25 protein-coding genes are annotated in these 23,019 nt (G+C 54.5%); 20 read left to right on the forward strand and 5 right to left on the reverse strand.

Going from position 1 to position 23,019, the window contains the following annotated elements:
• The first annotated feature begins 13 nt into the window (after nt 1-13).
• The 3 genes from ACLPGZ_RS12860 to ACLPGZ_RS12870 all read left to right on the forward strand — a co-directional run bounded on the left by ACLPGZ_RS12860 (nt 14) and on the right by ACLPGZ_RS12870 (nt 3,962).
• A complete protein-coding gene (locus ACLPGZ_RS12860; RefSeq protein WP_429641441.1) occupies nt 14-1,348 on the forward strand; it encodes an MFS transporter in 1,335 nt (444 codons plus the stop codon).
• 114 nt (nt 1,349-1,462) lie between these two features.
• Nucleotides 1,463-2,083, forward strand: coding sequence for a LysE family translocator (locus tag ACLPGZ_RS12865; protein WP_031232112.1), 621 nt, complete (start codon nt 1,463-1,465; stop codon nt 2,081-2,083).
• An 841-nt stretch (nt 2,084-2,924) separates the two neighbouring features.
• Nucleotides 2,925-3,962: a LacI family DNA-binding transcriptional regulator gene (locus tag ACLPGZ_RS12870; protein ID WP_031232111.1), complete on the forward strand. Its 1,038-nt coding sequence runs from the start codon at nt 2,925-2,927 to the stop codon at nt 3,960-3,962.
• Here ACLPGZ_RS12870 and ACLPGZ_RS12875 read toward each other — a convergent pair.
• From ACLPGZ_RS12875 to ACLPGZ_RS12890, 4 genes are all read right to left on the reverse strand, one after another.
• Nucleotides 3,959-4,663 (reverse strand): sulfite exporter TauE/SafE family protein, encoded by a 705-nt coding sequence (locus ACLPGZ_RS12875; protein ID WP_035267713.1) that lies wholly within the window; start codon nt 4,661-4,663, stop codon nt 3,959-3,961. The two genes, ACLPGZ_RS12870 and ACLPGZ_RS12875, sit on opposite strands and share 4 nt — an antisense overlap.
• A complete protein-coding gene (locus ACLPGZ_RS12880) occupies nt 4,660-6,078 on the reverse strand; it encodes an amidohydrolase family protein (protein ID WP_239055617.1) in 1,419 nt (472 codons plus the stop codon). The genes ACLPGZ_RS12875 and ACLPGZ_RS12880 overlap by 4 nt, the downstream gene beginning before the upstream one ends.
• Nucleotides 6,079-6,089: 11 nt before the next feature.
• Nucleotides 6,090-7,427 carry a uracil-xanthine permease family protein gene (locus ACLPGZ_RS12885; protein ID WP_035267711.1) on the reverse strand — a complete coding sequence of 446 codons (1,338 nt, stop codon included), beginning with the start codon at nt 7,425-7,427 and terminating at the stop codon, nt 6,090-6,092.
• Nucleotides 7,428-7,911: 484 nt separating this feature from the next.
• Nucleotides 7,912-8,241 (reverse strand): DHCW motif cupin fold protein, encoded by a 330-nt coding sequence (locus ACLPGZ_RS12890; RefSeq protein WP_026482692.1) that lies wholly within the window; start codon nt 8,239-8,241, stop codon nt 7,912-7,914.
• A gap of 196 nt (nt 8,242-8,437) precedes the next feature.
• Here ACLPGZ_RS12890 and ACLPGZ_RS12895 point away from each other — a divergent pair, with 196 nt between their 5' ends.
• The 7 genes from ACLPGZ_RS12895 to ACLPGZ_RS12925 all read left to right on the forward strand — a co-directional run bounded on the left by ACLPGZ_RS12895 (nt 8,438) and on the right by ACLPGZ_RS12925 (nt 13,284).
• Nucleotides 8,438-9,232: a hypothetical protein gene (locus tag ACLPGZ_RS12895; protein ID WP_239055618.1), complete on the forward strand. Its 795-nt coding sequence runs from the start codon at nt 8,438-8,440 to the stop codon at nt 9,230-9,232.
• Nucleotides 9,233-9,378: 146 nt separating this feature from the next.
• Nucleotides 9,379-9,984, forward strand: coding sequence for a hypothetical protein (locus ACLPGZ_RS12900; RefSeq protein WP_239055619.1), 606 nt, complete (start codon nt 9,379-9,381; stop codon nt 9,982-9,984).
• 223 nt (nt 9,985-10,207) lie between these two features.
• Nucleotides 10,208-11,134 (forward strand): SPFH domain-containing protein, encoded by a 927-nt coding sequence (locus tag ACLPGZ_RS12905; RefSeq protein WP_009454414.1) that lies wholly within the window; start codon nt 10,208-10,210, stop codon nt 11,132-11,134.
• A gap of 14 nt (nt 11,135-11,148) precedes the next feature.
• Nucleotides 11,149-11,601 carry an NfeD family protein gene (locus tag ACLPGZ_RS12910; RefSeq protein WP_239055620.1) on the forward strand — a complete coding sequence of 151 codons (453 nt, stop codon included), beginning with the start codon at nt 11,149-11,151 and terminating at the stop codon, nt 11,599-11,601.
• A 23-nt stretch (nt 11,602-11,624) separates the two neighbouring features.
• Nucleotides 11,625-12,383: a class I SAM-dependent methyltransferase gene (locus ACLPGZ_RS12915; RefSeq protein WP_083053597.1), complete on the forward strand. Its 759-nt coding sequence runs from the start codon at nt 11,625-11,627 to the stop codon at nt 12,381-12,383.
• A gap of 73 nt (nt 12,384-12,456) precedes the next feature.
• Complete coding sequence (locus ACLPGZ_RS12920) at nt 12,457-12,999, forward strand: WG repeat-containing protein (RefSeq protein ID WP_429641445.1); 543 nt, start codon at nt 12,457-12,459, stop codon at nt 12,997-12,999.
• A gap of 45 nt (nt 13,000-13,044) precedes the next feature.
• Nucleotides 13,045-13,284 carry a putative hemolysin gene (locus ACLPGZ_RS12925; protein WP_026482686.1) on the forward strand — a complete coding sequence of 80 codons (240 nt, stop codon included), beginning with the start codon at nt 13,045-13,047 and terminating at the stop codon, nt 13,282-13,284.
• 39 nt (nt 13,285-13,323) lie between these two features.
• On the opposite strand, the gene ACLPGZ_RS12930 is transcribed toward ACLPGZ_RS12925, so the two are convergent.
• Nucleotides 13,324-13,617, reverse strand: coding sequence for a hypothetical protein (locus tag ACLPGZ_RS12930; protein ID WP_003800394.1), 294 nt, complete (start codon nt 13,615-13,617; stop codon nt 13,324-13,326).
• A 258-nt stretch (nt 13,618-13,875) separates the two neighbouring features.
• Here ACLPGZ_RS12930 and ACLPGZ_RS12935 point away from each other — a divergent pair, with 258 nt between their 5' ends.
• The 10 genes from ACLPGZ_RS12935 to ACLPGZ_RS12980 all read left to right on the forward strand — a co-directional run bounded on the left by ACLPGZ_RS12935 (nt 13,876) and on the right by ACLPGZ_RS12980 (nt 22,966).
• Nucleotides 13,876-14,814, forward strand: a complete 939-nt coding sequence (locus ACLPGZ_RS12935; protein WP_137430481.1) for a carbohydrate kinase family protein — start codon at nt 13,876-13,878, stop codon at nt 14,812-14,814.
• A 42-nt stretch (nt 14,815-14,856) separates the two neighbouring features.
• Nucleotides 14,857-15,027 (forward strand): hypothetical protein, encoded by a 171-nt coding sequence (locus ACLPGZ_RS12940; protein WP_021446650.1) that lies wholly within the window; start codon nt 14,857-14,859, stop codon nt 15,025-15,027.
• Nucleotides 15,028-15,618: 591 nt separating this feature from the next.
• Nucleotides 15,619-15,864: a putative hemolysin gene (locus ACLPGZ_RS12945; RefSeq protein ID WP_060185794.1), complete on the forward strand. Its 246-nt coding sequence runs from the start codon at nt 15,619-15,621 to the stop codon at nt 15,862-15,864.
• 231 nt (nt 15,865-16,095) lie between these two features.
• On the forward strand, nt 16,096-18,018 hold the full coding sequence (gene thrS, locus ACLPGZ_RS12950) for a threonine--tRNA ligase (RefSeq protein ID WP_009454405.1): 1,923 nt from the start codon (nt 16,096-16,098) through the stop codon (nt 18,016-18,018).
• 46 nt (nt 18,019-18,064) lie between these two features.
• Entirely contained in the window at nt 18,065-18,589 is a 525-nt protein-coding gene (gene infC, locus ACLPGZ_RS12955; RefSeq protein ID WP_080584954.1) for a translation initiation factor IF-3, read from the forward strand.
• Between the two features lie 128 nt (nt 18,590-18,717).
• Complete coding sequence (gshB, locus tag ACLPGZ_RS12960) at nt 18,718-19,680, forward strand: glutathione synthase (protein ID WP_083053595.1); 963 nt, start codon at nt 18,718-18,720, stop codon at nt 19,678-19,680.
• A complete protein-coding gene (locus ACLPGZ_RS12965; RefSeq protein ID WP_009454402.1) occupies nt 19,677-20,084 on the forward strand; it encodes a PTS sugar transporter subunit IIA in 408 nt (135 codons plus the stop codon). The genes gshB and ACLPGZ_RS12965 overlap by 4 nt, the downstream gene beginning before the upstream one ends.
• A gap of 35 nt (nt 20,085-20,119) precedes the next feature.
• Nucleotides 20,120-20,389: an HPr family phosphocarrier protein gene (locus ACLPGZ_RS12970; protein ID WP_003800381.1), complete on the forward strand. Its 270-nt coding sequence runs from the start codon at nt 20,120-20,122 to the stop codon at nt 20,387-20,389.
• Between the two features lie 60 nt (nt 20,390-20,449).
• Nucleotides 20,450-22,162 carry a phosphoenolpyruvate--protein phosphotransferase gene (gene ptsP, locus ACLPGZ_RS12975; protein ID WP_170978612.1) on the forward strand — a complete coding sequence of 571 codons (1,713 nt, stop codon included), beginning with the start codon at nt 20,450-20,452 and terminating at the stop codon, nt 22,160-22,162.
• 318 nt (nt 22,163-22,480) lie between these two features.
• Complete coding sequence (locus tag ACLPGZ_RS12980; protein ID WP_026482678.1) at nt 22,481-22,966, forward strand: hypothetical protein; 486 nt, start codon at nt 22,481-22,483, stop codon at nt 22,964-22,966.
• Nucleotides 22,967-23,019 lie beyond the last annotated feature (53 nt).

Here is a 23,019-nt window from a genome sequence, read left to right on the forward strand (position 1 = left end):
GGGGAGACAAATCATGAAAACACTAGACGTTAATGAAGTGATTGAGCAGGCGCGCTTCGGGCGCTTTCACTGGATGGTGATGAGCCTGTGCGCCTTGTTGTTGATATTCGATGGCTATGACTTGTTTATTTACGGTGTGGTTTTGCCGGTGCTGATGGACGAGTGGAATTTGACGCCGGTGCAAGCCGGGGCCTTGGGTAGTTACGCCTTGTTCGGCATGATGTTTGGCGCGTTTGTATTTGGGCCGCTGGCAGACAAGATTGGCCGTAAAAAGGGCGTGACGATCTGCTTTGCCTTGTTCAGTCTGGCTACCTTCCTGAATGGCTTTGCGAGCTCACCGACCGAGTTTGGTGTCTACCGCTTTCTGGCCGGCTTGGGTTGTGGCGGCTTGATGCCCAACGCTGTGGCTTTGATGAACGAGTATTCGCCCAAGCGCTCGCGTAGCACCTTGGTCGCCATCATGTTCAGCGGCTATTCATTGGGTGGCTTGTTGTCGGCAGCGATTGGCATCTACATGCTGCCTCGTTTTGGCTGGCAGTCCATGTTTTTCTGTGCAGCCATTCCGTTGTTGCTGCTGCCTTTTATTGTCTGGAAACTGCCGGAGTCGCTAGCGTTTCTGATGCGCCAAGGGCAAGAGGAAAAAGCACGCCGCATTGTGCAGACCTTGGCCCCTGAAATGGGTGTGTCACCAGAGACCGTCTTGACCTTGCATGAGCAGAAAAAGACGGGAGTGCCCATGCTGGATCTGGTCAAGGAAGGGCGCTTGCTAGGCACCTTGATGATTTGGGTGGCGTTTTTCTGCTGCCTCTTGATGGTTTATGCCCTGGGTTCCTGGTTGCCAAAATTGATGGCCAACGCGGGCTATAGCCTGGGTTCCAGCCTGTCCTTCCTGGTGGCCTTGAACCTGGGCGGCATGTTTGGTGCGATTCTGGGTGGTTGGCTGGGGGATCGTTTCAGCTTGCCTAAAGTGGTGGCCTGGTTCTTTCTGGTGTCGGCGGTGTCCATTACCTTGCTGGGTTTCAAGAGCCCGACTCTGGTGCTGTACGTGTTGATCGTGATTGCCGGTGCCACCACCATTGGCACGCAGATCCTGCTGTACGCCAATACGGCGCAGTTCTATCCCTTGTCCATGCGTTCCTCGGGCTTGGGCTGGGCGTCGGGAGTGGGGCGGATCGGTGCGATTGCCGGGCCTTTCCTGGGCGGCACGCTGATGGCGGCCAAGTTGCCCTTGCAGATGAACTTCATGGCCTTTGCCGTGCCGGGTGTCGTGGCAATGTTGGCTTTCCTGGTGTTTATGGTGTCCTTGCGTTCATCGCCCAAAGTGGCGCTGAATGCCGTGGCCGGTTGAGAGGGCTGAATTTTAAAGCTGACTGGAGTAAAGTTCATACACACTGTTTTCAATCGGCGAATGCCAGCCTTTCAAATTGAATGGCTGGCATTATCTATGGAGCCTGCCGGAATCATGACCGCTAGTAGTCTTTTGCTGTTTCTGCCCGCCTGTTTTGCCCTGAATATGGCCTTCGGACCCAATAATCTGCTGTCCATGACGGTAGGGGCCAAGCAAGGGGTGTCGACTGCCATGGTAGCGGCCATGGGGCGTCTGGTCGCCTTTGCCATCATGATTGTGGTGGCGGCCTTGGGAATGGGAACCTTGTTGATGGTTTCGGAGACGGCCTTTACCGTGGTCAAGCTTGCGGGAGCGGCGTATCTGATCTGGCTGGGTATCAAGGTGCTGCGTGCCAGTAGCAAAACATCAGCAGAGCAAACCGAGGTGAGCAAAAAAGATATCTGGGGCCTGGTGCGCCAGGAGTTCTTTGTGGCTATCGGCAATCCTAAAGCCATTCTGATCTTCACCGCCTTCTTCCCGCAGTTTGTAGATATGAACAACTATTGGGTTAGCTTCATGACACAGGGTGTGATTTTCCTGCTACTGGAAGTGATCGCGATTGCGGCGTATGCCTATGTAGGCACTCGTTTGTCCGGCGTGATGCAAAATGCGCGTGGTCTGCGTTGGGTGAACCGCATTAGCGGCAGCATGATGATAGGTTTTGGCGTGATCCTGGCCATGGCTCGACGCTCCTGATGTAAGCCCCGATCTGGGGGCACAAGTCGGAAAATAAAAGGCTCTCCTTGCGAGAGCCTTTTTGATGTTTCTATTTGTACAGGGTAAACACTGAATATGCTATTTAGTGCTTGAAGTTTGTAATTTTTTTGTTAGGATAAAAATTCGTTCTAGGCTTTCTCGATTAAATAAACAGCAGGAGGTTTGGATATGAATGACACGCCCATGAACTGGCCCAGTGATTTTCCGAGCAAACACGATTCAATATAAAACCTCAAAAAAAACGGAGACCGTTAACTAGCCAGGCCGCCCTATGGGCGGCTTTTTCATTGGCGCCTTACTGTTATGATTTTTATATCGATATGTCTTGAGATTGAGCTGCCTGTTTATTGATAAGATTCAAATTCTGAATTGCTCAGGATTGGAAAGTTTCACTGGGCTACCTTAAATTAGGTTTTATTGCATTTTAATGCATGGAGTGGTTTGAAAAAATACGGAGCAGGAAAAGAATGAATGACATCAAGGCCTTGTTTGCTTTGTGTTTTTCCCTGCTTCCTGCTGCTTGTTCCTGTATCGCCGTCACTTATCCTGGCGATCCCGAAGGAGCCACTGTCGTTTGCAATGGCAGTGCCTATGGCGAGACTCCACTGATAATTAACGGTCTGCTGGAGGGGGCGTCGAAATGTTAGTGTCCCCTTGAGTAGGTATTAACTTGTAATATGGCTCCTGAACGAGCTTGGCCAAACACTCTAGCTAAGATTCTTTGTTTTTAAATTTGGCTGATTCACTGCTTTGCTCTACGTAAACAAGCTCCCAGCGCTATGCTATTTTCCTCTCTCTCCCTTTTCTGATTGATCCAGCCTTGCCACGTTCCTCTGCTACCCCCCCTCGTCGTATCACCATCCGCGATGTCGCCAAGGCGGCAGGGGTGTCTTTGACTACGGTTTCACACGCCTTGAATGATAGGGGGGTGGTGGACCCGTTAACGCGTGCCAAGGTCAAACAGATCGCGGCTGATATGGGCTATAGGCCCAATGTACGAGCGCAGCGCTTGCGCTCGGGGGCGGCCAACAGCATTGCCCTGGTATCGTCCATGCCTTTTGCCGTGTCGGGTGGCGTTTCGCGTCTGGGTTTCATGATGGAAGTGGCGGGCATTGCGGCCGAGGCAGCTATGCGGCGTGGCCTGGCTCTGGTGTTCGTGCCGCCTTTGGAAAATGCCCAGGCCTTTCTGGAAGGTCTGGATATTGATGGGGCGATTCTGTTGGAGCCCATGACGGATGATCCCAATGTGCGCCTGTTGCAAGAGCGTGGCGTGGCCTTAGTGTCGATTGGGCGTCAAGGCGGTAGCGTAGACAGCATTCCCTTTATTGATCTGCAATCGACCGCAACCGCGCATTTGTTATTGAATCACTTGTGGGAGCAAGGACGGCGACGTATCGCCCTGGTGCAAAGCAGTGCCGCACGTGACTCTTACGCCAGCCATAAAAAAGCCTACGAGAATTTCGCTGCAGCGCACGCCATGCCAGTGCGCTATATGCAGGTAGAGGAAAGCTTGGGTGAAGCCGGTGGATTTGATGCCTGCGCCCGGCTTTTAACACAGTATCCTGATACGGATGCCTTATGTGTGCCTGTGGATGCCTTTGCAGTGGGCGCCTTGGCGGCTGTGCAGCAGGCCGGTTTGCGTGTCCCGCAGGATGTAATGATCGCCACCCGTTACGATGGCTTACGTGCCCGTACCGCAGAACCGGCGTTGACAGCTGTGGATCTTCATCTGGAACAAGTGGCCACCCTGGCGGTAGAACTGCTGTTCGAGCATCTGTCGGGTGATAAGAGCCGCCTGTCGGCTTTGGGCCCAAAGCCGGAACTTCGGGCCCGTGCCTCTACACAGCTGGACGATTAAGTCAGCATGACGGCCAGACCGGAGACGGTCGCAAACACCAGAACGCCAATGCGCAAACGGCGTTGATCCAGCTTGTGATGTACCAGGCTGCTCAAGCCCATCCCCAGCAGCAATGCGGGCAGGCACAACACGGCGTAGCTCAGGTGGGACCACTGTAGCGCGCCGGAGATACCCAGCACGGCCAGCGAAATCACTTCCCCCACCAGAAAGCACAAGGCGACTGTCGAGCGCAAGGTGGCGACAGGGGCGTGCTGGTACACCAGAGCCAAAGGCGGGCCACCAATGCCGGTGGCGGTTTCAGTGATGCCGGTGACCAGACCTGTGGCAATAAAGGCCTTCTTGCCGGGCGTGAAGCTTGGAGCCAGTACCGATGCCAGCACGGCCAGCAAGGTACTGATACCGACAAACTGGTTTAACCAGTAAGTCGACAGCACCAGCAAAATCCCCAAACCGGCAAAAGTCCCCGCAAAACGTCCGACGGTGATCCAGCCCGCGCCGCTGCGGTCGATCGCTCCGCGTTCACGCCAGGCAACATAGGCGTTCAGCGGCAGCATCAGAAACAGGAGCGCTCCTGGTATGGCCTCGGGATGAACCAAAGCCAGTACCGGGACTACGATCAGGGCAAAACCCATCCCGCTGGCACCCTGAATAAAGGCACCCGCCAGCACGGCGGCAAAAGCAATCAGCAAACCCACTGTCATGCCAAGGCCTTTTCCTGCTCGGCGTGACGCGCCAGGTGTTCGGTGGATGGGGCGTGCAGCTTGCGGATATCCGATTGCGCGACCGCATGGCGAGCCAGCTCACGGACCTCTTCCAGCAAGGGCAGGGGATCCCAATCCACAGGCTGGCCTTCCCACAGACGCAGCTTGCCTTGGACAACGACAGCCCGAATCTGATCGCGAGCAGCAATCCGAACCAGTTCCCAAGGCAGATCCCAGGAGGGTGTCATCTCGGGCACTTGCAGATCGACCACGAGGAAGTCGGCTTGGGCGCCCACCCGAATCTGCCCGGTTTGAGCTCCCAGGCCTATGACTTCGGCCCCCCCTCGGGTCGCCATATCCAGCCAGGTCCAACCCGCACCGCAAGAGGAGTCGCCCACCATCATGCCGAAGGCAAAGCGTTGCGCCGCCTCGCCATAATCCATCATACGAAAGGCATCGCTGCGAGTGCCGTCCGTCCCCATGCCCAAACGTATGCCTTGAACGCGCATGGCTTCGGCAGGAGCGACGGCATTGCCTTTCCAGGCGCTGGCAACCGGGTTGTAGGAAACGGCAGCGTTCAAATCAGCCATCAGCCGGATTTCGCTGGGGGTAACCAAGGTGGCATGGGCAAGCAAGGAAGCCGAACCCAGGGCACCAATATGGGCAAGATGCTCGATCGGGCGACGACCATGGGCATTCAAGGAACGCTCCACCGCGACCAAATGCTCGTTGGCATGGGTCTGGAACACACGGCCCGCTTCTTCGCTCATGGAATAGATACGATGCAACATCGCATCACTGGCGGCTTCGGGAATAGAGATAGCCAGTGAAGGGCTGATCAAGGCATGGTGCTCCCATTGCTGAAGGTGGGCCTGGGCGCGAGCCACAATAGGCTCGGCGTCCAATAGTACCGCGCCGTGCTTGTCGTTGCAGATCAGGCCCAGAACACAGCGTATACCTACGTCTGTGGTGGCTTGCACAATCGCGTCCAGATCTTCGGACGATCGCGTGCCAGCGTCGCAAACCGTCGTGAACCCGCCCCGCAAGGCTTCCAGTGCCGACAGCTTGCTGGAGGCATACAGATGGCGAGCGTTCAAGGTGCTTTCCAGTGGCACCCAGACCCGGCGGAAAATCTCCGAGGGCTCGCCATACACCAGCGACTTCCCATATGACTGGGTGACGTGATGGTGTGCATCCACAAAACCGGGCATCAACAAATGACCGGGCAAGCTCAGACGTGGCAGCCCAGGGTGACGGGCGGCAATCTCTTCTACCGTGCCAATATCGCTGAAGCGACCTTCTTCAATCAGTACAGCGTGTCCGCTGACAGGTCCTTGCGGCAGCAAGAGGTGTTCGGGTTCCAGAATGCGGGCCTGAGCCAGGTCGTGGGATTGGAATAAAGAAGCGTGATTCATGGCACAGCTCATCAAGAATGTTGAAGGGGAGCGGGTTTGGGCGAGCGCTGGCCGAGGTGAATGAACAGGTAGTTCAAAACAGCCGCCGTCAGAGCACCCATGGCAACGCCGTTGGACAAGAGCAATCGCACTTGGGAGGGAAGTTGGTCGTAAATGCCGGGAACGACGATGGGCAGCAAACCGACTGCCAGGGCCGTGGCAACCACATACATGGCGGCATGGCCGCGCAGGTCTACCTTGCGCAACATGTCTATGCCCATGGTGCCGACGATGGCAAAGACCACCAGCCCGGTTGCGCCAATGACAGAGGCAGGAATGACGCTGATCAGCGCGGAGAGCGGCGAGAACACACCAAACAGAATCAGGAACAGCCCACCGACGGCCGTGACATAGCGGGAGCGCACTTGGGTCGCGCGAATGATGCCGATGTTTTCACCACTGGTAATGATCAGCGAGGTCCCGAAAATACCGCCCAGCAAAGAAGCCAGCCCGTCGCCACGGATCGTATTGGGGACTTGTGCCTGTTGTTCGGCCTCGTTTTCCTTGCCCAGGACCTCATTCAAGGCAATGGTCTGGCCAGTGGCTTCCACCATGGAAATCAAGGTGAACAGCAGCAGCGGCAAAGCGGCGATCAGATCAAAGTTGGGCGGGCCAAAGGGGAAAGGCGATGGCAGGGCCAGCAGTGGGCCACTGCCCACGCCGCTCAAGCTGATGTCGCCCATCAAGGCAGCGGACAAGGCACCCACAATCAAGCCCAGCAAGATAGCCAACTGGCGGCACATGCCTTTGAGCAAACGGGCAAACAGCACCGTAGATGCAATGGTGATCAGGGCCAGCAGCAAATTGTCGGTATTACCGAAATTGGCCGAGCCGGGTGTGCCGGCAATTAATTTGCCGGATATCTGCGCCAGGTTGATGGCAACCAGCAAGAGCATGATGCCGATGACCAGCGAAGGGAAGTAACGCAAAAAGCGTTTGAAGATGGGGACGATCAGAAAGTACAGCAGGGCGGACAGAATCACCGCCCCGGAGGCGGTGGGCAGATCGGTTTGTTGCGCGATCAGAATGAACAGGATGATGGGCGCACCACCGGGCAGCATCACAAAAGGTAGTTTGGCGCCTATACCGGCTGGGCCGAAGGATTGGATCAAGGTGCCTATGCCACAGACCAGAAAGGTGGCGCTCAGCAGCTGAGTGGTCAGGGCAGCATCAAAGCCCAGGGCCTTGCTCATCAAGAACACGGCGGCGATAGGGGAGGCGGCCATGACCAGTACGTGTTGCAGTCCGAAGGCAATCATGCGCTGAGGGGAATACAGCTCATCCACTTGCGCAGTGGGGGTGTCTTTCATCAGTGTCTCCTGTGCTGCATTGTCAGGTGCTAAAGAGCCTGCTGCAGTCCTTTAGGTTTTTATCGAATTTATGAGTAAAACGATTTGGTTTTGATTTTATGCTCAACCAAAACGTTTTGGTAGTGTATTTATGCTTGGCTGAAAAGTCGATGCGCAAATCAAATAAGGATTATTTCTGCAGGCTGAACTAGCCTGTTGGAGGCAGAGGCAGAGGCAGAGGCAGAGGCAGAGGCAGAGGCAGAGGCAGAGGCAGAGGCAGAGGCAGATCGGGGCAACCGGCTGCCTGCCTGGCGATCTTACGCAAATGCAGGAAGCAGCATGGCGAGGGCCACCGTCACGGGGAGCAAGGCTGTCGCTGGTATAAAAGGCGGGAGGGGCAAATTATGCGGCGTAGACGACAAAAATGAACGTCAGCACAGAGGGATTGTTTACCCTTTAGATAGCCAGTTCCGACCATCTAAAGGGTGTTTTTACGTAACAGGCTTTAATCCACGATGTAGAGTTTGGCGCCCGTCTGGGTGGAGGAACGGTGCGGCTCGGCATTGTCAGCCACATGGTAAGACTGTCCCGGCTCCAGGGTGAAGCGGCGTCCGTCTTCCAGTTCGGTGTCCAGCCGGCCTTCCAGACACAGCAACATATGGCCTTTTACACACCAGTGGTCGGCTAGATAACCGGGGCTGTATTCCACCATGCGTACGCGAATGGGGCCAAATTGCTGGGTGCGCCACAGAGCCATGCCTGTTTCGCCTTTGTGTTCTGTAGGAGTAATGTCGGACCAGTTAACGGTGCAAAAGGGTAGGTTCTGAATATCCATGCTTGCGGCTCGTGAGAAGGAATGCTGTTTATAGTAGGCCTCTTTGTGAGCCTTGGTTTGTTGCCTTACTGATTTTTCCTGATACAGGCAATTTCAATTTAGAAATTTGCTGACGTCACAAACGCAGCGAGATCAGGAATACTCGCGCTCAACAGGGGCTTGTCATGGCACTTGTACTGACAAAAAGGGGAAGCGCATGAGTCTGTCTCAATCAACATTATTCGCACGGCACCGTGGGCGGTGGAGCGTGCTGGCCGCTGCCTTGTTGCTATCAGCTTGCAGCAGTGTGCCTCAACAATCGGCACAGCGTGAGGTGGTCTCAGCGGCAGCCCCACAAACGGCCTCGACTTTGGGTACGCAATGGGGAGAAGGGCGTGAGTCACGGGCCTATTCGGTTCAGGCTCAGCGCGTCGAGCCTCTGCGTGATGAGCTGCAATTAGCCTATTCCGATGAACGTAGTATTCGCCAGGCTTTGGGCCAAAATCTGGATGCCCAGCGCAGCATTTTGCTGGATCAAGGCAAGGTGGAATTGTCTGTGCATGATGGGCGCGACGCACCTTTGACAATTTTCAGCAGCATCGGGCAGAAAAACTATCAGCTGGCGGGTAAAGCAGGGGAACGTTACGTCCTGGTCTATACCAATCGCAGCGCTACGCCTTATGAAATCATCACCACGGTAGATGGTCTGGATGTCTTGTCGGGCAAGCCGGGCAGCCGCAGCTATAACGGCTATCTCTTGCAGGCCGGGGCCGTCTTGCGTATCGAGGGCTTTCGTAAAAGTGCTGATGAAGTGGCCGCTTTCCGTTTCTCGGGCAAGGACCGGGCTTACGCGGCGAACACTCTGGCGGGGGACAAACGCAATATCGGTGTGATCGGTACGGTGCTTTACGAAGTGCGCCCGGTGACTCCTACTCAAGCTACCGTGCCGTCGCCCAATCCTTTTCCTGCTGACAAAGGCAATGGGCAATACGCACCTGCGCCGCGTTATTAAGACTTGACCGTTTCCTTCGGCAAAAGATCAGTCGGATTTTGACGAAGGTACGAAAGATACTCACGCAAATATCAGGGCTCTTAGCGGGAAATTACGCGCTTGGAGCCCTGCAATGACTCTGTTAAGGTGTGCCAGGATTAGCCACTTTGCAAGGACAGCGCGTGCCGCCAGAGTTGATCCATCCAGAGCATTTTGTCCACGTACGCATCATCATTGGCATGGTGCTGGGTATCAGCATTTCCAGACTGATCGTAGGCGTCTCTGAATTCATCCAACACCCCAAAGCCAAGCGTGTCTATCCCATTCACTTGGGGTGGGTGCTGTATCTGTTCCTGACGATTATCCATTTTTGGTGGTATGAATTCAGTCTGGTGAAGGTTCAGGTCTGGTCCTTTCAGCTGTATTTTTTCCTGATTTTGTATACCTGTGTGTTTGCCATCATGGCGTCCTTGCTGTTTCCGTCCAATATGGAGGAATACCGCGGTTTCGAGGATTATTTCCAGACCCGGCGGCGCTCGCTTTACGGCATTTTTGTGCTGATTCAGCTTATGGACCTGGTCGATACAGCCATTAAAGGAAAAGAGTATTTCTTGTCGCTGGGTGTGGAATACCCCTTGCAGCAAGCCGTGTTCATTGTCATGGGCCTGATCGCCATGGTGGTGCCCAGCAAGCGCTATCAGGCGGCCTTGGTGGTGCTGACGATAGTCTATAAAGGGCTGTGGATTTTCCGTTTGTACGATATTTTGAATTGAGTCAGCCGCTCGTTTTTTCGGGTTCTATCTGTCCTTAAAGGCGCAACGGTTTTCTCTGGCTGCGTCCCTTTCGTCTAGCTTGTCCGCATTTCTCTTTAGCTCCTGCCCGGTCAAATGGGACATGGATAGGCTATGGGGCGGTCAAACATCCGCTTTAGCAGATCTGTCATTAAGGCTGGGCTAGAATCGCTTTTTTAGTTGTGTTCTTGGAGATGGTGACGACATGAGTGGCTCCTTTACTTTTGTGGTGATGTTGGCGTTCTTGGCTGTGGTCGTGGTGATGGCTGGGGTCAAAGTTGTGCCTCAGGGCCAGCAATGGACGGTCGAGCGCTTTGGTCGCTACACCCGCACCCTGACGCCGGGCTTGTCCTTGCTGGTCCCTTTTATGGACCGCGTGGGCCGCAAGCTCAAAATGATGGAATCCGTGCTGGATGTTCCCTCGCAAAATGTGATTTCCCGCGACAACGTGGCCGTGACGGCTGACGGTGTCGTGTTTTATCGCATCGACAATGCCGCCCAGGCTGCCTATGAAATTGATCACCTGGAAATGGCGATTGTGAACCTGACCACCACCAACCTGCGTTCGGTCCTGGGTTCGATGGAACTGGATCACATGCTGTCCAATCGCGAAGTGATTAACGATCGCCTGCTGGCAGCGGTGGATGCAGCGACGACACCTTGGGGGGTGAAAGTTACCCGTGTGGAAATCCGTGATTTGAATATGGCTCCTGAACTGCAGGAAGCCATGAACCTGCAGATGACGGCTGAGCGTCATCGTCGTGCTGCCGTGACCAAGGCCAGCGGCCAGAAAGAAGCCGAAGTGCTGCAAGCCGAAGGGGAGAAGCAAGCGGCTGTGTTGCGTGCGGAGGGTGAAAAGCAATCCGCTATCTTGCGTGCCGAAGCGCGTGAGCGTGAAGCCGAGGCTGAAGCCCGTGCAACCCGCGAAGTGTCCGAAGCCATCAAGAGCGGTGATGTACAAGCCCTGCAATACTTTGTGGGCCTGAAGTATGTGGAAGCCTTGCGTGATGTGGGCACGGGCCCCAATAGCAAGCTGGTGCTGATGCCTTTGGAGGCCAGCGGCATTACCGGTGCGGTGGCAGGTGTGACCGAGCTGCTCAAGACCACCGGCAGCAAGTTGGGACAAGGCTAAGCGGATAGCTGGAGGTGCTGATCTTGTCATTCATTTTTGATTCCTTTTGGTACTGGCTGGTGTCTGGCGTCGTGCTGATCGCTGCCGAGGTCGTCATCTCTGGCGTCTATCTGCTGTGGCTGGGTTTGGGGGCTTTGACGGTGGGTTTGTTTGCCGCCGCCTGGCCGGATGCTCCCTCCTGGTTGCAATGGCTGATTCTGGCCGTGGCCATGTTGGGGTGGGTGGTCGTTGGTGTACGTTGGCAACGACACAGCCGGGCCAATCAGCCTGATATTGTGAATACCGGCTTGAGCGCCTATGTGGGGGCTCGCGCGCAGGTCAGCGAAAGCTTTGTGAACGGCCGTGGACGTATTCGGCTCAACGATAGTTATTACAGTGCCACAGCGACCCAAAACCTGGAGCAGGGCGCTGCGGTTGTGGTCTTGGCGGTGGAAGGCGCCGAAATGCGTGTTCAGGCTGTTGAGTAAGACAAATAGCAGGATGTAGAACAATGATGAACAATCGCTACGGCAAGCTGGCTTCTTTGGTGTATCACCTGGACAAGCCGGTAGGACGCTCTTTCGGGGATGTGGAGTACTACCTGGAGCGCTTGCAAGGCACAAGCGGACCCATTCTGGAACCCGCAGTAGGCACAGGGCGCATTCTGATTCCCTTGTTGCAGGCGGGGCTGGATATCAGCGGCTTCGATCTGTCGCAGGAAATGCTGGATTATTGCCACCGTGAATTGGAACTGCGTTCTTTGACGACACAGCTTCAACTGGCCGGTTTTACGGATTTCACAGCAGACCGCTCCTTGGAGGCGATTGTGGTGCCGGCTGGCTCTTTTCAGCTTCTGGATTCGTTTGAGCAAGGCATGGCCGCGCTAAGCCGTTTTCATGCCAGCCTGAAGTCAGGTGGGCGACTGTTGCTGGATCTGGACCCGGTGGCGGCGATTTTGAGTGTGCATCCAGGCATGCGGACTTGGTCGGCCGCTCCGCATGGGCTTATTACTCTCAATGCCACCGCCTTGGACAAGGACTATTGCGCTCAGGTAAGCCGTGAAATGCATCGCTACGAGTTGTGGGAGCATGGTGTCTTGCTGGAAACCCAGCTGGAACAGTTCTCGCTGCGTTGGTGGGGTGTTCAGGAACTGCGCATGGCGCTGGAGCAAGTGGGTTTTGGCGAGATTGTTATCTCCGGCGGGTATCAGTACGGCAAGACACCGCAGGACACTGACGGAATTATTTCGTTTGAAGCGCGCAAGCTATAAGACTGGGACTGGGACTGGGACTGGGACTGGGACTGGGCTTGGTGCCAGTAATCGTATTAGTGTGGTGGCTAAGGTGGAAACTGTACGCGATATGAGCAATGGCATGGGTTCGTACATGGATACTGGTGCGGCAACAGCAACAGCAACAGCAACAGCAACAGCAAAAGCAACGGTAATTGCGGGGTTGCAAGCTGCTGGACTGGGATCCGGGCGTCGGGTTGTTTCAACCCTGTTCGCTTTGATGTTGGCGCTACTGCCTGTATTTGTCCCCGTCGCTCAAGGGCAAAGCCTGATACAGGATGAACAAGGCTGGGTTTATGTGAATGAAAGGGGCGAAGCAGTTCTGCGTCCCTTTATTTACGACAACGGCCCTGATTATTTTGAAGAGGGTCTGGCTCGTTTCGTCGCCAAAGGGAAAATGGGCTTTCACGATCAATCATTGAAAATCTGGATTCCGGCCCGTTACGATTTTGCCTTTCCTTTTGTGGATGGCAAAGCCAAGGTTGGTATGGATTGCAAGTTCATTCCACACGGTGAACACCGTTCAGTTCGCTGCCAGCACTGGGAAAATATTTCCAATCCTTTGACAGCACCAAAAAATCAACCTGAAAACTAGTCCGTGCACAGTACACTGCAGTACAGAGTTTATCCGGAGAACACGATGAAGAAATGGGGAATCCTGGGACTGGTCGGCGTCTTGTCTGCTTGCGCCAATCAAGCCTCGACACAGCCACCCGTAGGTATTGCCAATCCGGCCTCGGCTTATTGCGTGGAGAAGGGCGGGCGTTTGGATATCGTCAACACACCAACAGGGCAAGTGGGCATGTGCACCTTGCCGGATGGCACGGTGATCGAGGAGTGGGAGCTGATGCGCCGTGACCACCCTTCGGCAAAGTCCTGATGCCAGATCGTAAAAGCCAGCTATTTGCTGGCTTTTATATTAGCGTTCGATACGGACCTCAAAGTACGCTTCGGACTCGCCCAGATCACGAAAGCCATCACTCATGGCGCGTGTGGCGGCGGCAATCCATTTTTTGGCCAGGGCAATGTCTTCCCCGGACAATTCCGTCTCTGCCGTCTCTTCGGCCAGTTGCCACGCTCGATAGGCCTGGACCACGGCCTCCGGGCCTTGCATGACTTTTTCTAAGCTGCGGCGAAAACGCTCCTCAGCCTCGCGGCGGCCGCGTTCGGTGATATCGGAAGGAGCGTCGTGCAAAGTGATGGTATAGGACATGATGCTTCTTTTTGCTGTATGGATGAACAGTAATTTAGCATGTCTTTTTATCTTGAGCCAGATTTTTGTGATGTCTGTTGCATCAACCATTAGTCGGATTATTCTGCGCCCCCAAACAGGCTGAAAAGATGTGTGCGCTTGTTCGACTTTGCACGACTGGCCCAGCCCTGATTTTCCACCATAGACTATCTGCTTGCGCCCGTGGGTATACTGCTCCAAGCAGATTCATGCTCTCTTTTTTCATGGCCGAGGTTCAGGGTGCAGCTTGTAGCGATTGGCAGTATTACCGTTGATATTGTGGTCTCAGGCATGCCAGCCGAGCTGGCGCGTGGCGACAAGCAGGAAGTGGGCTCGATCGACTTGTATCCAGGTGGTGGGGCGCTTAATGCGACAGCCAGCTTCATGGAGCAAGGCGAGTCGGTTCGGCTACTGGGGGCGCTGGGTCGAGACGGCCTGGGTGAGCGTTTGCGTTCACATATCGAGCAGTTGGGAGTGGACGTCAGCAGTATGCAGATCTGTCCTGATCAGCCCACCGGTAAAGCCATCGTCCTGGTCGAGCCGTCCGGCAGTGCTTCGGTGCTGGCACGACGTGGGGCAAATGCCTGCCTGCGTGTCCAGGCTCAAGACTTGCAAGCAGACCTGATTTATGTGGCTCCCTTGGCCTTGCAGCCTATGGAAAGCGTGGCGCAGGCCTTGGCGGAAAGAAGGGAGACCTCGGCCTGCCTGGTGGTAAATCCCAGTGTGGCGTGTTTGCAGCATCAAGGCCAGGGATTCAAGCAGGTCTACGCACGCGCAGATGTGCTGGGCCTGAATGCGGTGGAGGCCCAAATGCTGGCAGGCGTTCAGGACGCCGATATTCAGCTGGAATTATCGATTCAGGAAGCGTGCGAGCTGGCTGCGCGTCTGCAGCATCACCCTCAACAAGCCTTGTTGATCACCTTGGGTGTGCAGGGGGCGGTGTTGGCTTTTAATGGTCAGCAGTATGTGGAGCCTGTGTGCAAGGTGGCGGTGTGCTCAACGGTGGGGGCAGGGGATGCCTTTCTATCCAGCTTTGCCCTGGCCTGGAAACGGGGTTTGGAACCGACAGAAGCCTTGAAGCTGGCCAGCCAGGCAGCGGCGGCACGATTAGGACAGTGGGCGGCCAATACCTTTCCACCCATGTTCGGACAAGACGCAGCGCAAGCCCTGACTTTGTAAATACCAAAAGCACAGCAAAACAAATCACAAAGGGGAGAGGATATGGCAGCCACTATCATTATTATTGGCTTGTATCTGCTGGTGACAGTCCTGCTGGGAGTCACACTCTGTTATACCCGTCCCAAGACGTGGAAGCGAGATACGGCTTTATTAATGATTACCCCCTTGGCTGTTCCTGTGGTTTACGCCATTTTTACAATGCTCAATGGATAGGGAGCAGGCACAAAACGTCTTTTCCTGGCCTTTTGTTGCGTGTTATGCACTTTTGCGAAGATTTTTGCCGCAAAAGTAAGCTTGTGTAGCCTAATACTAGTCTTTGTGTTGTCTCTGTGTCGGATCTTGATAATCGTTGACTTCATGTTCTGAAGATGGCCCGCTACCATACTCTCAAGCTTGTTTTAGTTGGGACTTTGGGATGTACGCCATGATTAATGCCTCGAATCTGATCGATTATGTACCTATGGTATTAATGCTGGCTGGCTGCGGTATTTTGGGCTTTATTTTGTTGTCTTTTTGGCTGCATCGCTCTTGATCTACACCCAGCCTTGTCGTGCTTTGCAATAAAGCACCGATATTTACGCTTGATTTCAGCAGCTTCTTTTACCTGACGTGTTGCTTTTGCTGCACGCTTGCCTTCGCACACTTTTCATATCAAACAAGTGTAGTAAGCTACTTCCACGATCTGTTTCGCGACCAGCGCTTGATGGTTTTAACCCTGCGCTAACAGCAGACGCGGCCTGGACAGTCTTCATCTCGAATGATTTGTCAGGCATCAGCAAACATCAGGTCAAGGAGAAGGAAATCATGTTTTTCCGCTTAGTTTCTGCCTGTGCAGGTTCTTTGATGTTGTCGGCATGCGCCAGCTCCCCCCAAACGGCCACCAAACCAGTCGGGCAGGCCAATCTGGCTTCCACTTTTTGTCAGCGCATGGGCGGGCAAACCATTGTTCATGAAAGTGGACGTGGTGCCTACGGAACCTGCTTGATGAAAGACGGTTCGGAATCCGAAGAATGGGCCTTTTACCGTAGCTGGTATCCCCGTATGGACTGAATTCTTTGCCAAATGTGGTTTTTGTGGCGATACAACGCCGCGATAGCGGGCGAAGGTGATAAACTTATTCAATCAAATGTGTTATTTGGGAAGCAGAATCTTATGAACTCAACGCGAACTACCCGTCGGCAAATCTAGCCGTGGCCGCGTAGCGTTTCGTTTGCTTTCCAAGAACGTTCAATTCAAAAGCGCGGCTTTTTCAAGGCCGCGTTTTTTATTTCAGGAAGTGTTATGGTCCGAATCACACTGCCCGATGGCTCCCAGCGAGAGTTTCAGGGCCCGGTTTCCGTCAGCGAAGTGGCGAACTCGATTGGTACTGGCTTGGGCCGCGCCGCCCTGGCTGGCCGTGTCGGCACGCCCGGCACCGAGTCGCGTCTGGTGGACACCTCGTATGTGATCGACCAGGACAGCAATTTGGCCATCATTACCGCCAAAGACGCTGACGGTCTGGATTTGATTCGTCACTCCACCGCTCACTTGCTGGCTTACGCGGTCAAGAGCTTGTTTCCGGATGCCCAAGTTACCATCGGCCCGGTGATTGACAACGGCTTTTATTACGACTTTTCCTACAAGCGTGCCTTTACGCCCGAGGATCTGGAAGCCATTGAAAAGAAAATGGCGGAACTGGCCAAGAAAGACGAAGTGGTTACCCGCGAAGAGTGGTTGCGCGACGATGCCGTCGAGTTCTTCAAGAGCATTGGCGAGGACTACAAGGCAGAGATCATTGCCTCCATTCCGTCCAACGAGCCGATCAGCCTGTACCGCGAAGGCGATTTCATTGACTTGTGCCGTGGCCCTCACGTGCCATCTACTGGCAAGCTGAAAGTATTCAAGCTGATGAAAGTAGCCGGGGCTTACTGGCGTGGCGATAGCAATAACGAAATGCTGCAACGCATTTACGGGACTGCCTGGGCGACCAAGGAAGATCAACAAGCTTATCTGACCATGCTGGAAGAGGCCGAGCGACGCGACCACCGCAAACTGGGCCGTGAACTGGATCTGTTCCACTTCCAGGAAGAGGCCCCCGGTCTGATTTTCTGGCACCCCAAAGGTTGGGTGATCTGGCAACAGGTCGAACAATACATTCGCCGTGTCTATCAGGACAATGGCTACCAGGAAGTGAAAGCACCGCAAATTCTGGATTTGTCGCTGTGGAAGAAAACGGGTCACTGGGACAACTACGCTGAAAACATGTTCACGACTGAGTCGGAGAATCGTGTTTACGGCTTGAAGCCCATGAACTGCCCCGGTCACGTGCAAATCTTCAATTCCGGTCTGCATTCCTACCGTGAACTGCCTATCCGCTACGGCGAGTTCGGTCAGTGCCATCGCAACGAACCCTCGGGTGCCTTGCACGGCATGATGCGCGTACGCGGTTTTACCCAAGACGACGGCCACATTTTCTGTACCGAAGACCAACTGCAAGACGAGTGCGCTGCCTTTACCGCTCAGTTGCAAGCCGTCTACGCGGACTTTGGCTTTACCGAAATTCTGTACAAAGTGGCTACTCGCCCGGAAAAGCGTATCGGTGACGATGCGGTCTGGGATAAGGCTGAACAAGCCCTGATCGAAAGCTTGCGCCGTACTGGCTGCGAGTTCGAGATCTCGGAAGGCGAGGGCGCTTTCTACGGTCCGAAGATTGAGTACACGCTGAAAGACGCCATTGGTCGTCATTGGCAGTGTGGCACCATCCAGGTGGACTTCTCCATGCCGGCCCGTTTGGGTGCCGAGTATGTGGATGCCCAGGATCAGCGCCGTGTGCCTGTCATGTTGCATCGTGCTATTTTGGGTTCCTTCGAGCGCTTTATCGGCATGCTGATTGAAAACCACGCCGGTGCCTTGCCTGCCTGGTTGGCTCCTGAGCATGTGGTGGTATGCTGCATTTCCGAAAGTTCAGCCGATTATGCTCAATCCGTGGCGCAAAACCTGAAGAAAATGGGATTCCGTGCCTCCTCTGATTTGCGTGGTGAAAAAATCACTCGTAAAATCCGTGAGCACAGTATGCAAAAAGTGCCCTATATTCTGGTCGTGGGTGAAAAAGAGCGTGAAAACGGCGCAGTCGCCGTGCGTGCGCGTGGTGGCGTGGACTTGGGCGTCATGCCAATAGCCGATTTTTCAGCACGATTGAAGCAAGAGATCGATAGCCGTCAGTAAAACAGGAACGCTATCGTTTTTATCGACATTTTTAGGAGTTTTCGACATCGCAACCGAGAAAAAACATCGCATCAATGGTGAAATTCGTATTCCAGAGGTGCGACTCATTGGAGTCGAGGGTGAGCAGCTAGGTATCGTCAAGGTGCCTGACGCCTTGGCAATGGCAGAACAGCATGATGTGGATCTGGTGGAAATCGCCCCTGCGGCTGTACCACCGGTGTGCCGTTTGATGGATTACGGCAAATTCCGCTATCAGGAACAGAAACGCCAACAAGAAGCCAAGGCCAAGCAAAAAATCATTCAGATCAAGGAAGTCAAATTCCGTCCCGGTACGGACGAAGGCGACTACCAGGTCAAGCTGCGTAATGTGAAGCGTTTTATTGATGATGGCGACAAGGTAAAAGTGACCTTGCGTTTCCGTGGTCGTGAAATGGCTCACCAGGAACTGGGTATGCGCGTACTGGAACGGATTCGCGACGAAGTCAGCGAAATCTGTCAGGTTGAAGCCATGCCCAAGCTGGAAGGCCGTCAAATGGTCATGGTCTTGGCGCCTCGCAAGAAAGCGTCCTGATACTCTTGCACGATACTGCCTGGATCCGCCCAGGAGCATTATGCGTCGCTCGACTCGCTCCCAAGTAGCGGGTCGGGCACAATCGCCTTTGCAGCCCGGCTGCAAAGGCGTTTTTCTCTAGGTGTCATATGCACGTTTTATTCATCATTGATCCCTTGCCCAGCCTGTCGGCTTACAAGGATTCCTCCGTTGCCATGATGCGTGCATTTCTGGCGCGTGGTCATCGCGTCAGCGTGACCTTGCAGTCTGATTTGTACATTTCCCAAAGTCGGGTTCGTACGCGCAGTCAGGCTGTCAGTATTGCTGCAGATGCCGATTTGCGTGCGCCTTCGTGGTGGACACATCCCGAGCCTGCCACCGAGCAGGAATTGAATGTCTTTGATGCAGTCATCATGCGTAAAGACCCGCCTTTCGATATGGAATACTCCTATTCCACGCACTTGCTCAGCTTTGCGCAGGAGCAGGGGGCCAAGGTATTCAATTCAGGCGAGGCTATTCGCAATCACCCTGAAAAACTCGCTATTACCGAATTTCCGGAATTTACCCCACCCACCTTGGTCACCCGGGACATGGCCCGCTTGCGCGCCTTTCACCAGGAACACAAGGATGTGATCGTCAAGCCGCTCGATGGCATGGGCGGCATGGGTATTTTCCGTCTGCAAGATCCCGAACCCAACCTGGGTGCGATTCTGGAAACGCTGACAGCCAATGGTACGCAAACCATTATGGCGCAGCGCTACATCCCTGAAATCGTCAAGGGTGACAAGCGCATCCTGATCATTGACGGCGAACCTGTACCTTACGCCCTGGCTCGCATTCCCTTGGCGGGCGAGACACGCGGCAATCTGGCCGCAGGTGGCCGCGGGGTTGCCCAGCCATTGTCCGAACACGACTGGCACATTGCCCGTACGCTGGGCCCTGTGCTGGCCGCACGTGGCTTGCTGCTGATTGGTTTGGATGTGATTGGTGACTACGTCACGGAAATCAATGTGACCAGCCCAACCTGTTTCGTTGAAATTACTGAACAGACTGGCTTTGATGTTGCGCAGCGTTTTGCCGAGGCCGTCGAAAAAGCGACGGGACGCGCGTGATTCGCCTTGCCTTGATCATGCACGAGCCCCTGGCCAGTGCGTTTGCCAGCTGTGCCGAGCACGTCCTGGGCGAAAAGCCCGATCTGTTTGTCTTTGACATTCAGGCCGACGAATGCACGGATACGGCGGTGGACCGCTTGCTGGGGCAGTTGCAAACGCAAGCGCCGGACTCGCCCGCCACACTGATACTGTGTGATCTTTACGGTGCCACCCCCTTTAATGTGGCACGTCGAGTCCAGCAAGCTTTGCAAGATCAAGGGCAGGGCGCTTATTTATTGACCGGCACCAATATGTGCATGGTGTTGAAAGCCTTGACCGAGCGACGTGACAATCCCGAGCAGTTCGCTCAGGATGTCATGGCAGGCGCATTGCGTGGCATTGTTCACGCCGACTGCCATTGCTAATTTGAATTTTCACTTTCATTTTTCCAGTTGCCCTTATGCCTAGCGTATCCATCACGATCAGTAATAAATTAGGTCTTCATGCACGGGCAGCAGCCAAGCTTACCCAGTTGGCCGGCCGTTATAGCAGTGAGATTTTTATCGCGCGTGGCTCTCAGCGCGTGAATGCAAAAAGTATTATGGGTGTCATGATGCTGGCCGCCGGAATGGGGGTCACTGTGGTTGTCGACGCCCAGGGTGACGATGCCGATCAGGCCCTCAATGATATTCAGGCGTTGTTTGACGCCAAGTTTGGTGAAAACGAATAAGGAAGAAATCTGGTCATGAATAGTGCTGCAGCTCGAACCCCGGCGTCTGATTTGTCCGCGATGTTTACCGCTCAAGGCCAAGCAGTCGGTAAGGGGTACGCCATTGCCAAGGCCGTGGTAATGAGCGCAGCAGCACTGGAAGTCCCTCATTACCGGATTGCCGCCGAAGACGTCGATTCTGAAAGCCAGCGCTTGTTAAGCGCCATGGCTAGCACTCGCGATGAACTTCGAGCCATGGTTGATCAGTTGCCTGTGGATGCGCCACGCGAGCTTGCTCCTATCTTGACGGTGCACAGTCTGCTCTTGGACGATCCCATGCTGACGCAGCAAACCTGCGCCATCATTGCCGAGCGTCACTACAACGCAGAATGGGCTCTGACCTCGCAAGGTCAGATGCTGGTTGAGCAGTTCTCCCAAATGGAAGACGAATACCTGCGCGAGCGTGGTGCTGATGTCCGCCAGGTCATCGAGCGCGTATTGCGCGTTCTGGCAGGCAAGCCTGCTTTGCTGCCTGGTTTTTCAGCCGCTCAGGAAGAGCCGCTGATTGTGGTAGCACGCGATATTTCCCCGGCAGATATGCTGCGCTTGCGCGGTGGTCATTTCGCCGGTTTTCTGACGGATTTGGGTGGGCCCACCTCGCATACAGCGATTGTGGCTCGCAGCTTGAGTGTTCCTGCTGTCGTGGGTTTGGGCAGCTTCCGCAGTCTGATACGCGATGGCGACTTTCTGATTGTGGACGGCTTCTCGGGTGCGGTGATTGTGAATCCGTCGGAGCAAGTGCTGGCCGAATACCGGGAGCGTCAGGAAGCCTATCGTCGCGAACGGGCCGAATTGGAAGAGTTGCTGGATGCGCCAGCGATGACGCTGGATGGGATTAACGTCCGCCTGGAAGCCAATATCGAGCTTCCCGAGGAGGCAGAGCTGGCTTTGAAAGCTGGTGCCGATGGCATTGGCTTGTTCCGCAGCGAGTTTTTGTTCATGGGACGCACGGATTTGCCTTCCGAGCAGGAACAGTACGAAGCGTACTCCCGGGTGGTAAAAGCCATGAAGGGCAAGGTCGTCACTATCCGTACACTGGATATTGGGGCCGATAAAACCCTGGATGGAGATGCTACGGTAGCGACTAACCCGGCCTTGGGCTTGCGTGCAATTCGCTACTGTCTGGACAAGCCCGAGATGTTTGCCACCCAGCTACGCGCCTTGTTGCGTGCCAGCTTGCATGGACAAATCCGTATTTTGATCCCCATGATTTCCTCCATGAACGAGGTGCATGCCAGTCGTCAGGCTATTGAGTCGGCAGCTCGGGAACTGGAAAAATCCGGTACCCCATTCGCACGCAACTATTTATTGGGAGCCATGGTGGAAGTGCCCGCCATAGCCATCGCCATTGAGCCCTTTGTACAGGAACTGGATTTTCTGTCCATCGGCACCAATGACTTGATTCAATATGTTCTGGCTGTAGACCGGGGCGATGCCGAGGTTGCCAGCCTGTACGACCCCATGCACCCAGCTGTTTTGCGTTTGATTGCACACACGATCAACGCGGCTGATCGTGCTGGCAAACCGGTGGCGGTCTGTGGGGAAATGGCGGGGGATGCGTCGGTGACTCGCATGTTGCTGGGGCTGGGCCTGAAAGAATTCTCCATGCATCCGCAGCAACTGTTGGATGTGAAAAAAGAAGTGCGTCTATCGCATTCCAATGCCTTGCGCGTGAAAGTGGCTAGTGCCTTGAACCGTGCCGAGCGCATCGATCTGGCCACCTTAGCCGCCTAAGTAATTGAAAACAGGCCAATTTAGTTGGCAAATATGTAACAAAGCCCGGCTGTAGTCCTATGAGGGATTCCATTTGTAACAACCTATCGGAACCTGGTCGCTCGCTAGGTGCTTGTTGTTAAAGGGTTTGTCATGAAGCTTGAGCTATATCGTCAGAATAATTGAAATCAGGATTTACACTAATAGATTGGTCTGCGTGCTCAGCACCGATAGAATGGCTTTTAGGGGAGTTGTAACAGACCCAAGGCCGAGCCGGAAGTCGCACCAGGCATCGGCCCATTCTATCTAGCGACCTTGGAATAGTAGGAAGGAAATCTTATGAAACTGACTCGTGCTCATTTTGCTGTCATGGCCGCTGCTGCTTCGATGACTCTTTTGGCTGCGTGTTCCAAAGAGGACGACAAAGCCGCTACGAGCGCGCCACCTGCTCCTGTCGCTGCTCCACAATCGACAGCACCTGCCACTCCACCCGCACCCGAGGCTGACAAGTCCTTGGAGCAAAAAACGGAAGAACTGAAGCAGGACGCCGCTAAAGTTGCTGACGACGTCAAAAAAGAAGCAGAGGAACAGAAAGAAAACGCCAAGGAAAATACCAACTCCTTGAAGGAAGATGCCAAGGCTGCTGGCGATAAAGTCGCTGAAAAAGCTGGTGAAGCCAAGGATGCAGTAGCCGATGCTGCCAGCCGTACGGGCGATGCCATTAAAGACGGCGCTGCCAAGGCTGACAAAGCCATCCAGGACAAGCTGGGTAATGGTGTTGATTCCTCGCCATCTTCCGTGCCTTCGGAACAAGCCAAACCTTAAGGCTTGAATAATTCGGCTGATTGTCTGGCCAAATGCAAAAAGCGGGTGCCTTT

Origin of the sequence: Alcaligenes sp. Me129 (assembly GCF_050487245.1) — a bacterium.
In the GTDB taxonomy this organism is placed as follows: domain Bacteria; phylum Pseudomonadota; class Gammaproteobacteria; order Burkholderiales; family Burkholderiaceae_B; genus Alcaligenes; species Alcaligenes phenolicus.

Excerpts from the sequence above, each read along its gene's own strand:
- ACLPGZ_RS12860 (WP_429641441.1), top strand. The coding sequence starts at position 14 with ATGAAAACACTAGACGTTAATGAAGTGATTGAGCAGGCGCGCTTCGGG.
- ACLPGZ_RS12865 (WP_031232112.1), top strand. The coding sequence starts at position 1,463 with ATGACCGCTAGTAGTCTTTTGCTGTTTCTGCCCGCCTGTTTTGCCCTG.
- ACLPGZ_RS12875 (WP_035267713.1), bottom strand. The coding sequence starts at position 4,663 with ATGACAGTGGGTTTGCTGATTGCTTTTGCCGCCGTGCTGGCGGGTGCC.
- ACLPGZ_RS12880 (WP_239055617.1), bottom strand. The coding sequence starts at position 6,078 with ATGAATCACGCTTCTTTATTCCAATCCCACGACCTGGCTCAGGCCCGC.
- ACLPGZ_RS12885 (WP_035267711.1), bottom strand. The coding sequence starts at position 7,427 with ATGAAAGACACCCCCACTGCGCAAGTGGATGAGCTGTATTCCCCTCAG.
- ACLPGZ_RS12890 (WP_026482692.1), bottom strand. The coding sequence starts at position 8,241 with ATGGATATTCAGAACCTACCCTTTTGCACCGTTAACTGGTCCGACATT.
- ACLPGZ_RS12895 (WP_239055618.1), top strand. The coding sequence starts at position 8,438 with ATGAGTCTGTCTCAATCAACATTATTCGCACGGCACCGTGGGCGGTGG.
- ACLPGZ_RS12905 (WP_009454414.1), top strand. The coding sequence starts at position 10,208 with ATGAGTGGCTCCTTTACTTTTGTGGTGATGTTGGCGTTCTTGGCTGTG.
- ACLPGZ_RS12915 (WP_083053597.1), top strand. The coding sequence starts at position 11,625 with ATGATGAACAATCGCTACGGCAAGCTGGCTTCTTTGGTGTATCACCTG.
- ACLPGZ_RS12925 (WP_026482686.1), top strand. The coding sequence starts at position 13,045 with ATGAAGAAATGGGGAATCCTGGGACTGGTCGGCGTCTTGTCTGCTTGC.
- ACLPGZ_RS12930 (WP_003800394.1), bottom strand. The coding sequence starts at position 13,617 with ATGTCCTATACCATCACTTTGCACGACGCTCCTTCCGATATCACCGAA.
- ACLPGZ_RS12940 (WP_021446650.1), top strand. The coding sequence starts at position 14,857 with ATGGCAGCCACTATCATTATTATTGGCTTGTATCTGCTGGTGACAGTC.
- ACLPGZ_RS12945 (WP_060185794.1), top strand. The coding sequence starts at position 15,619 with ATGTTTTTCCGCTTAGTTTCTGCCTGTGCAGGTTCTTTGATGTTGTCG.
- thrS (WP_009454405.1), top strand. The coding sequence starts at position 16,096 with ATGGTCCGAATCACACTGCCCGATGGCTCCCAGCGAGAGTTTCAGGGC.
- gshB (WP_083053595.1), top strand. The coding sequence starts at position 18,718 with ATGCACGTTTTATTCATCATTGATCCCTTGCCCAGCCTGTCGGCTTAC.
- ACLPGZ_RS12970 (WP_003800381.1), top strand. The coding sequence starts at position 20,120 with ATGCCTAGCGTATCCATCACGATCAGTAATAAATTAGGTCTTCATGCA.
- ptsP (WP_170978612.1), top strand. The coding sequence starts at position 20,450 with ATGTTTACCGCTCAAGGCCAAGCAGTCGGTAAGGGGTACGCCATTGCC.
- ACLPGZ_RS12980 (WP_026482678.1), top strand. The coding sequence starts at position 22,481 with ATGAAACTGACTCGTGCTCATTTTGCTGTCATGGCCGCTGCTGCTTCG.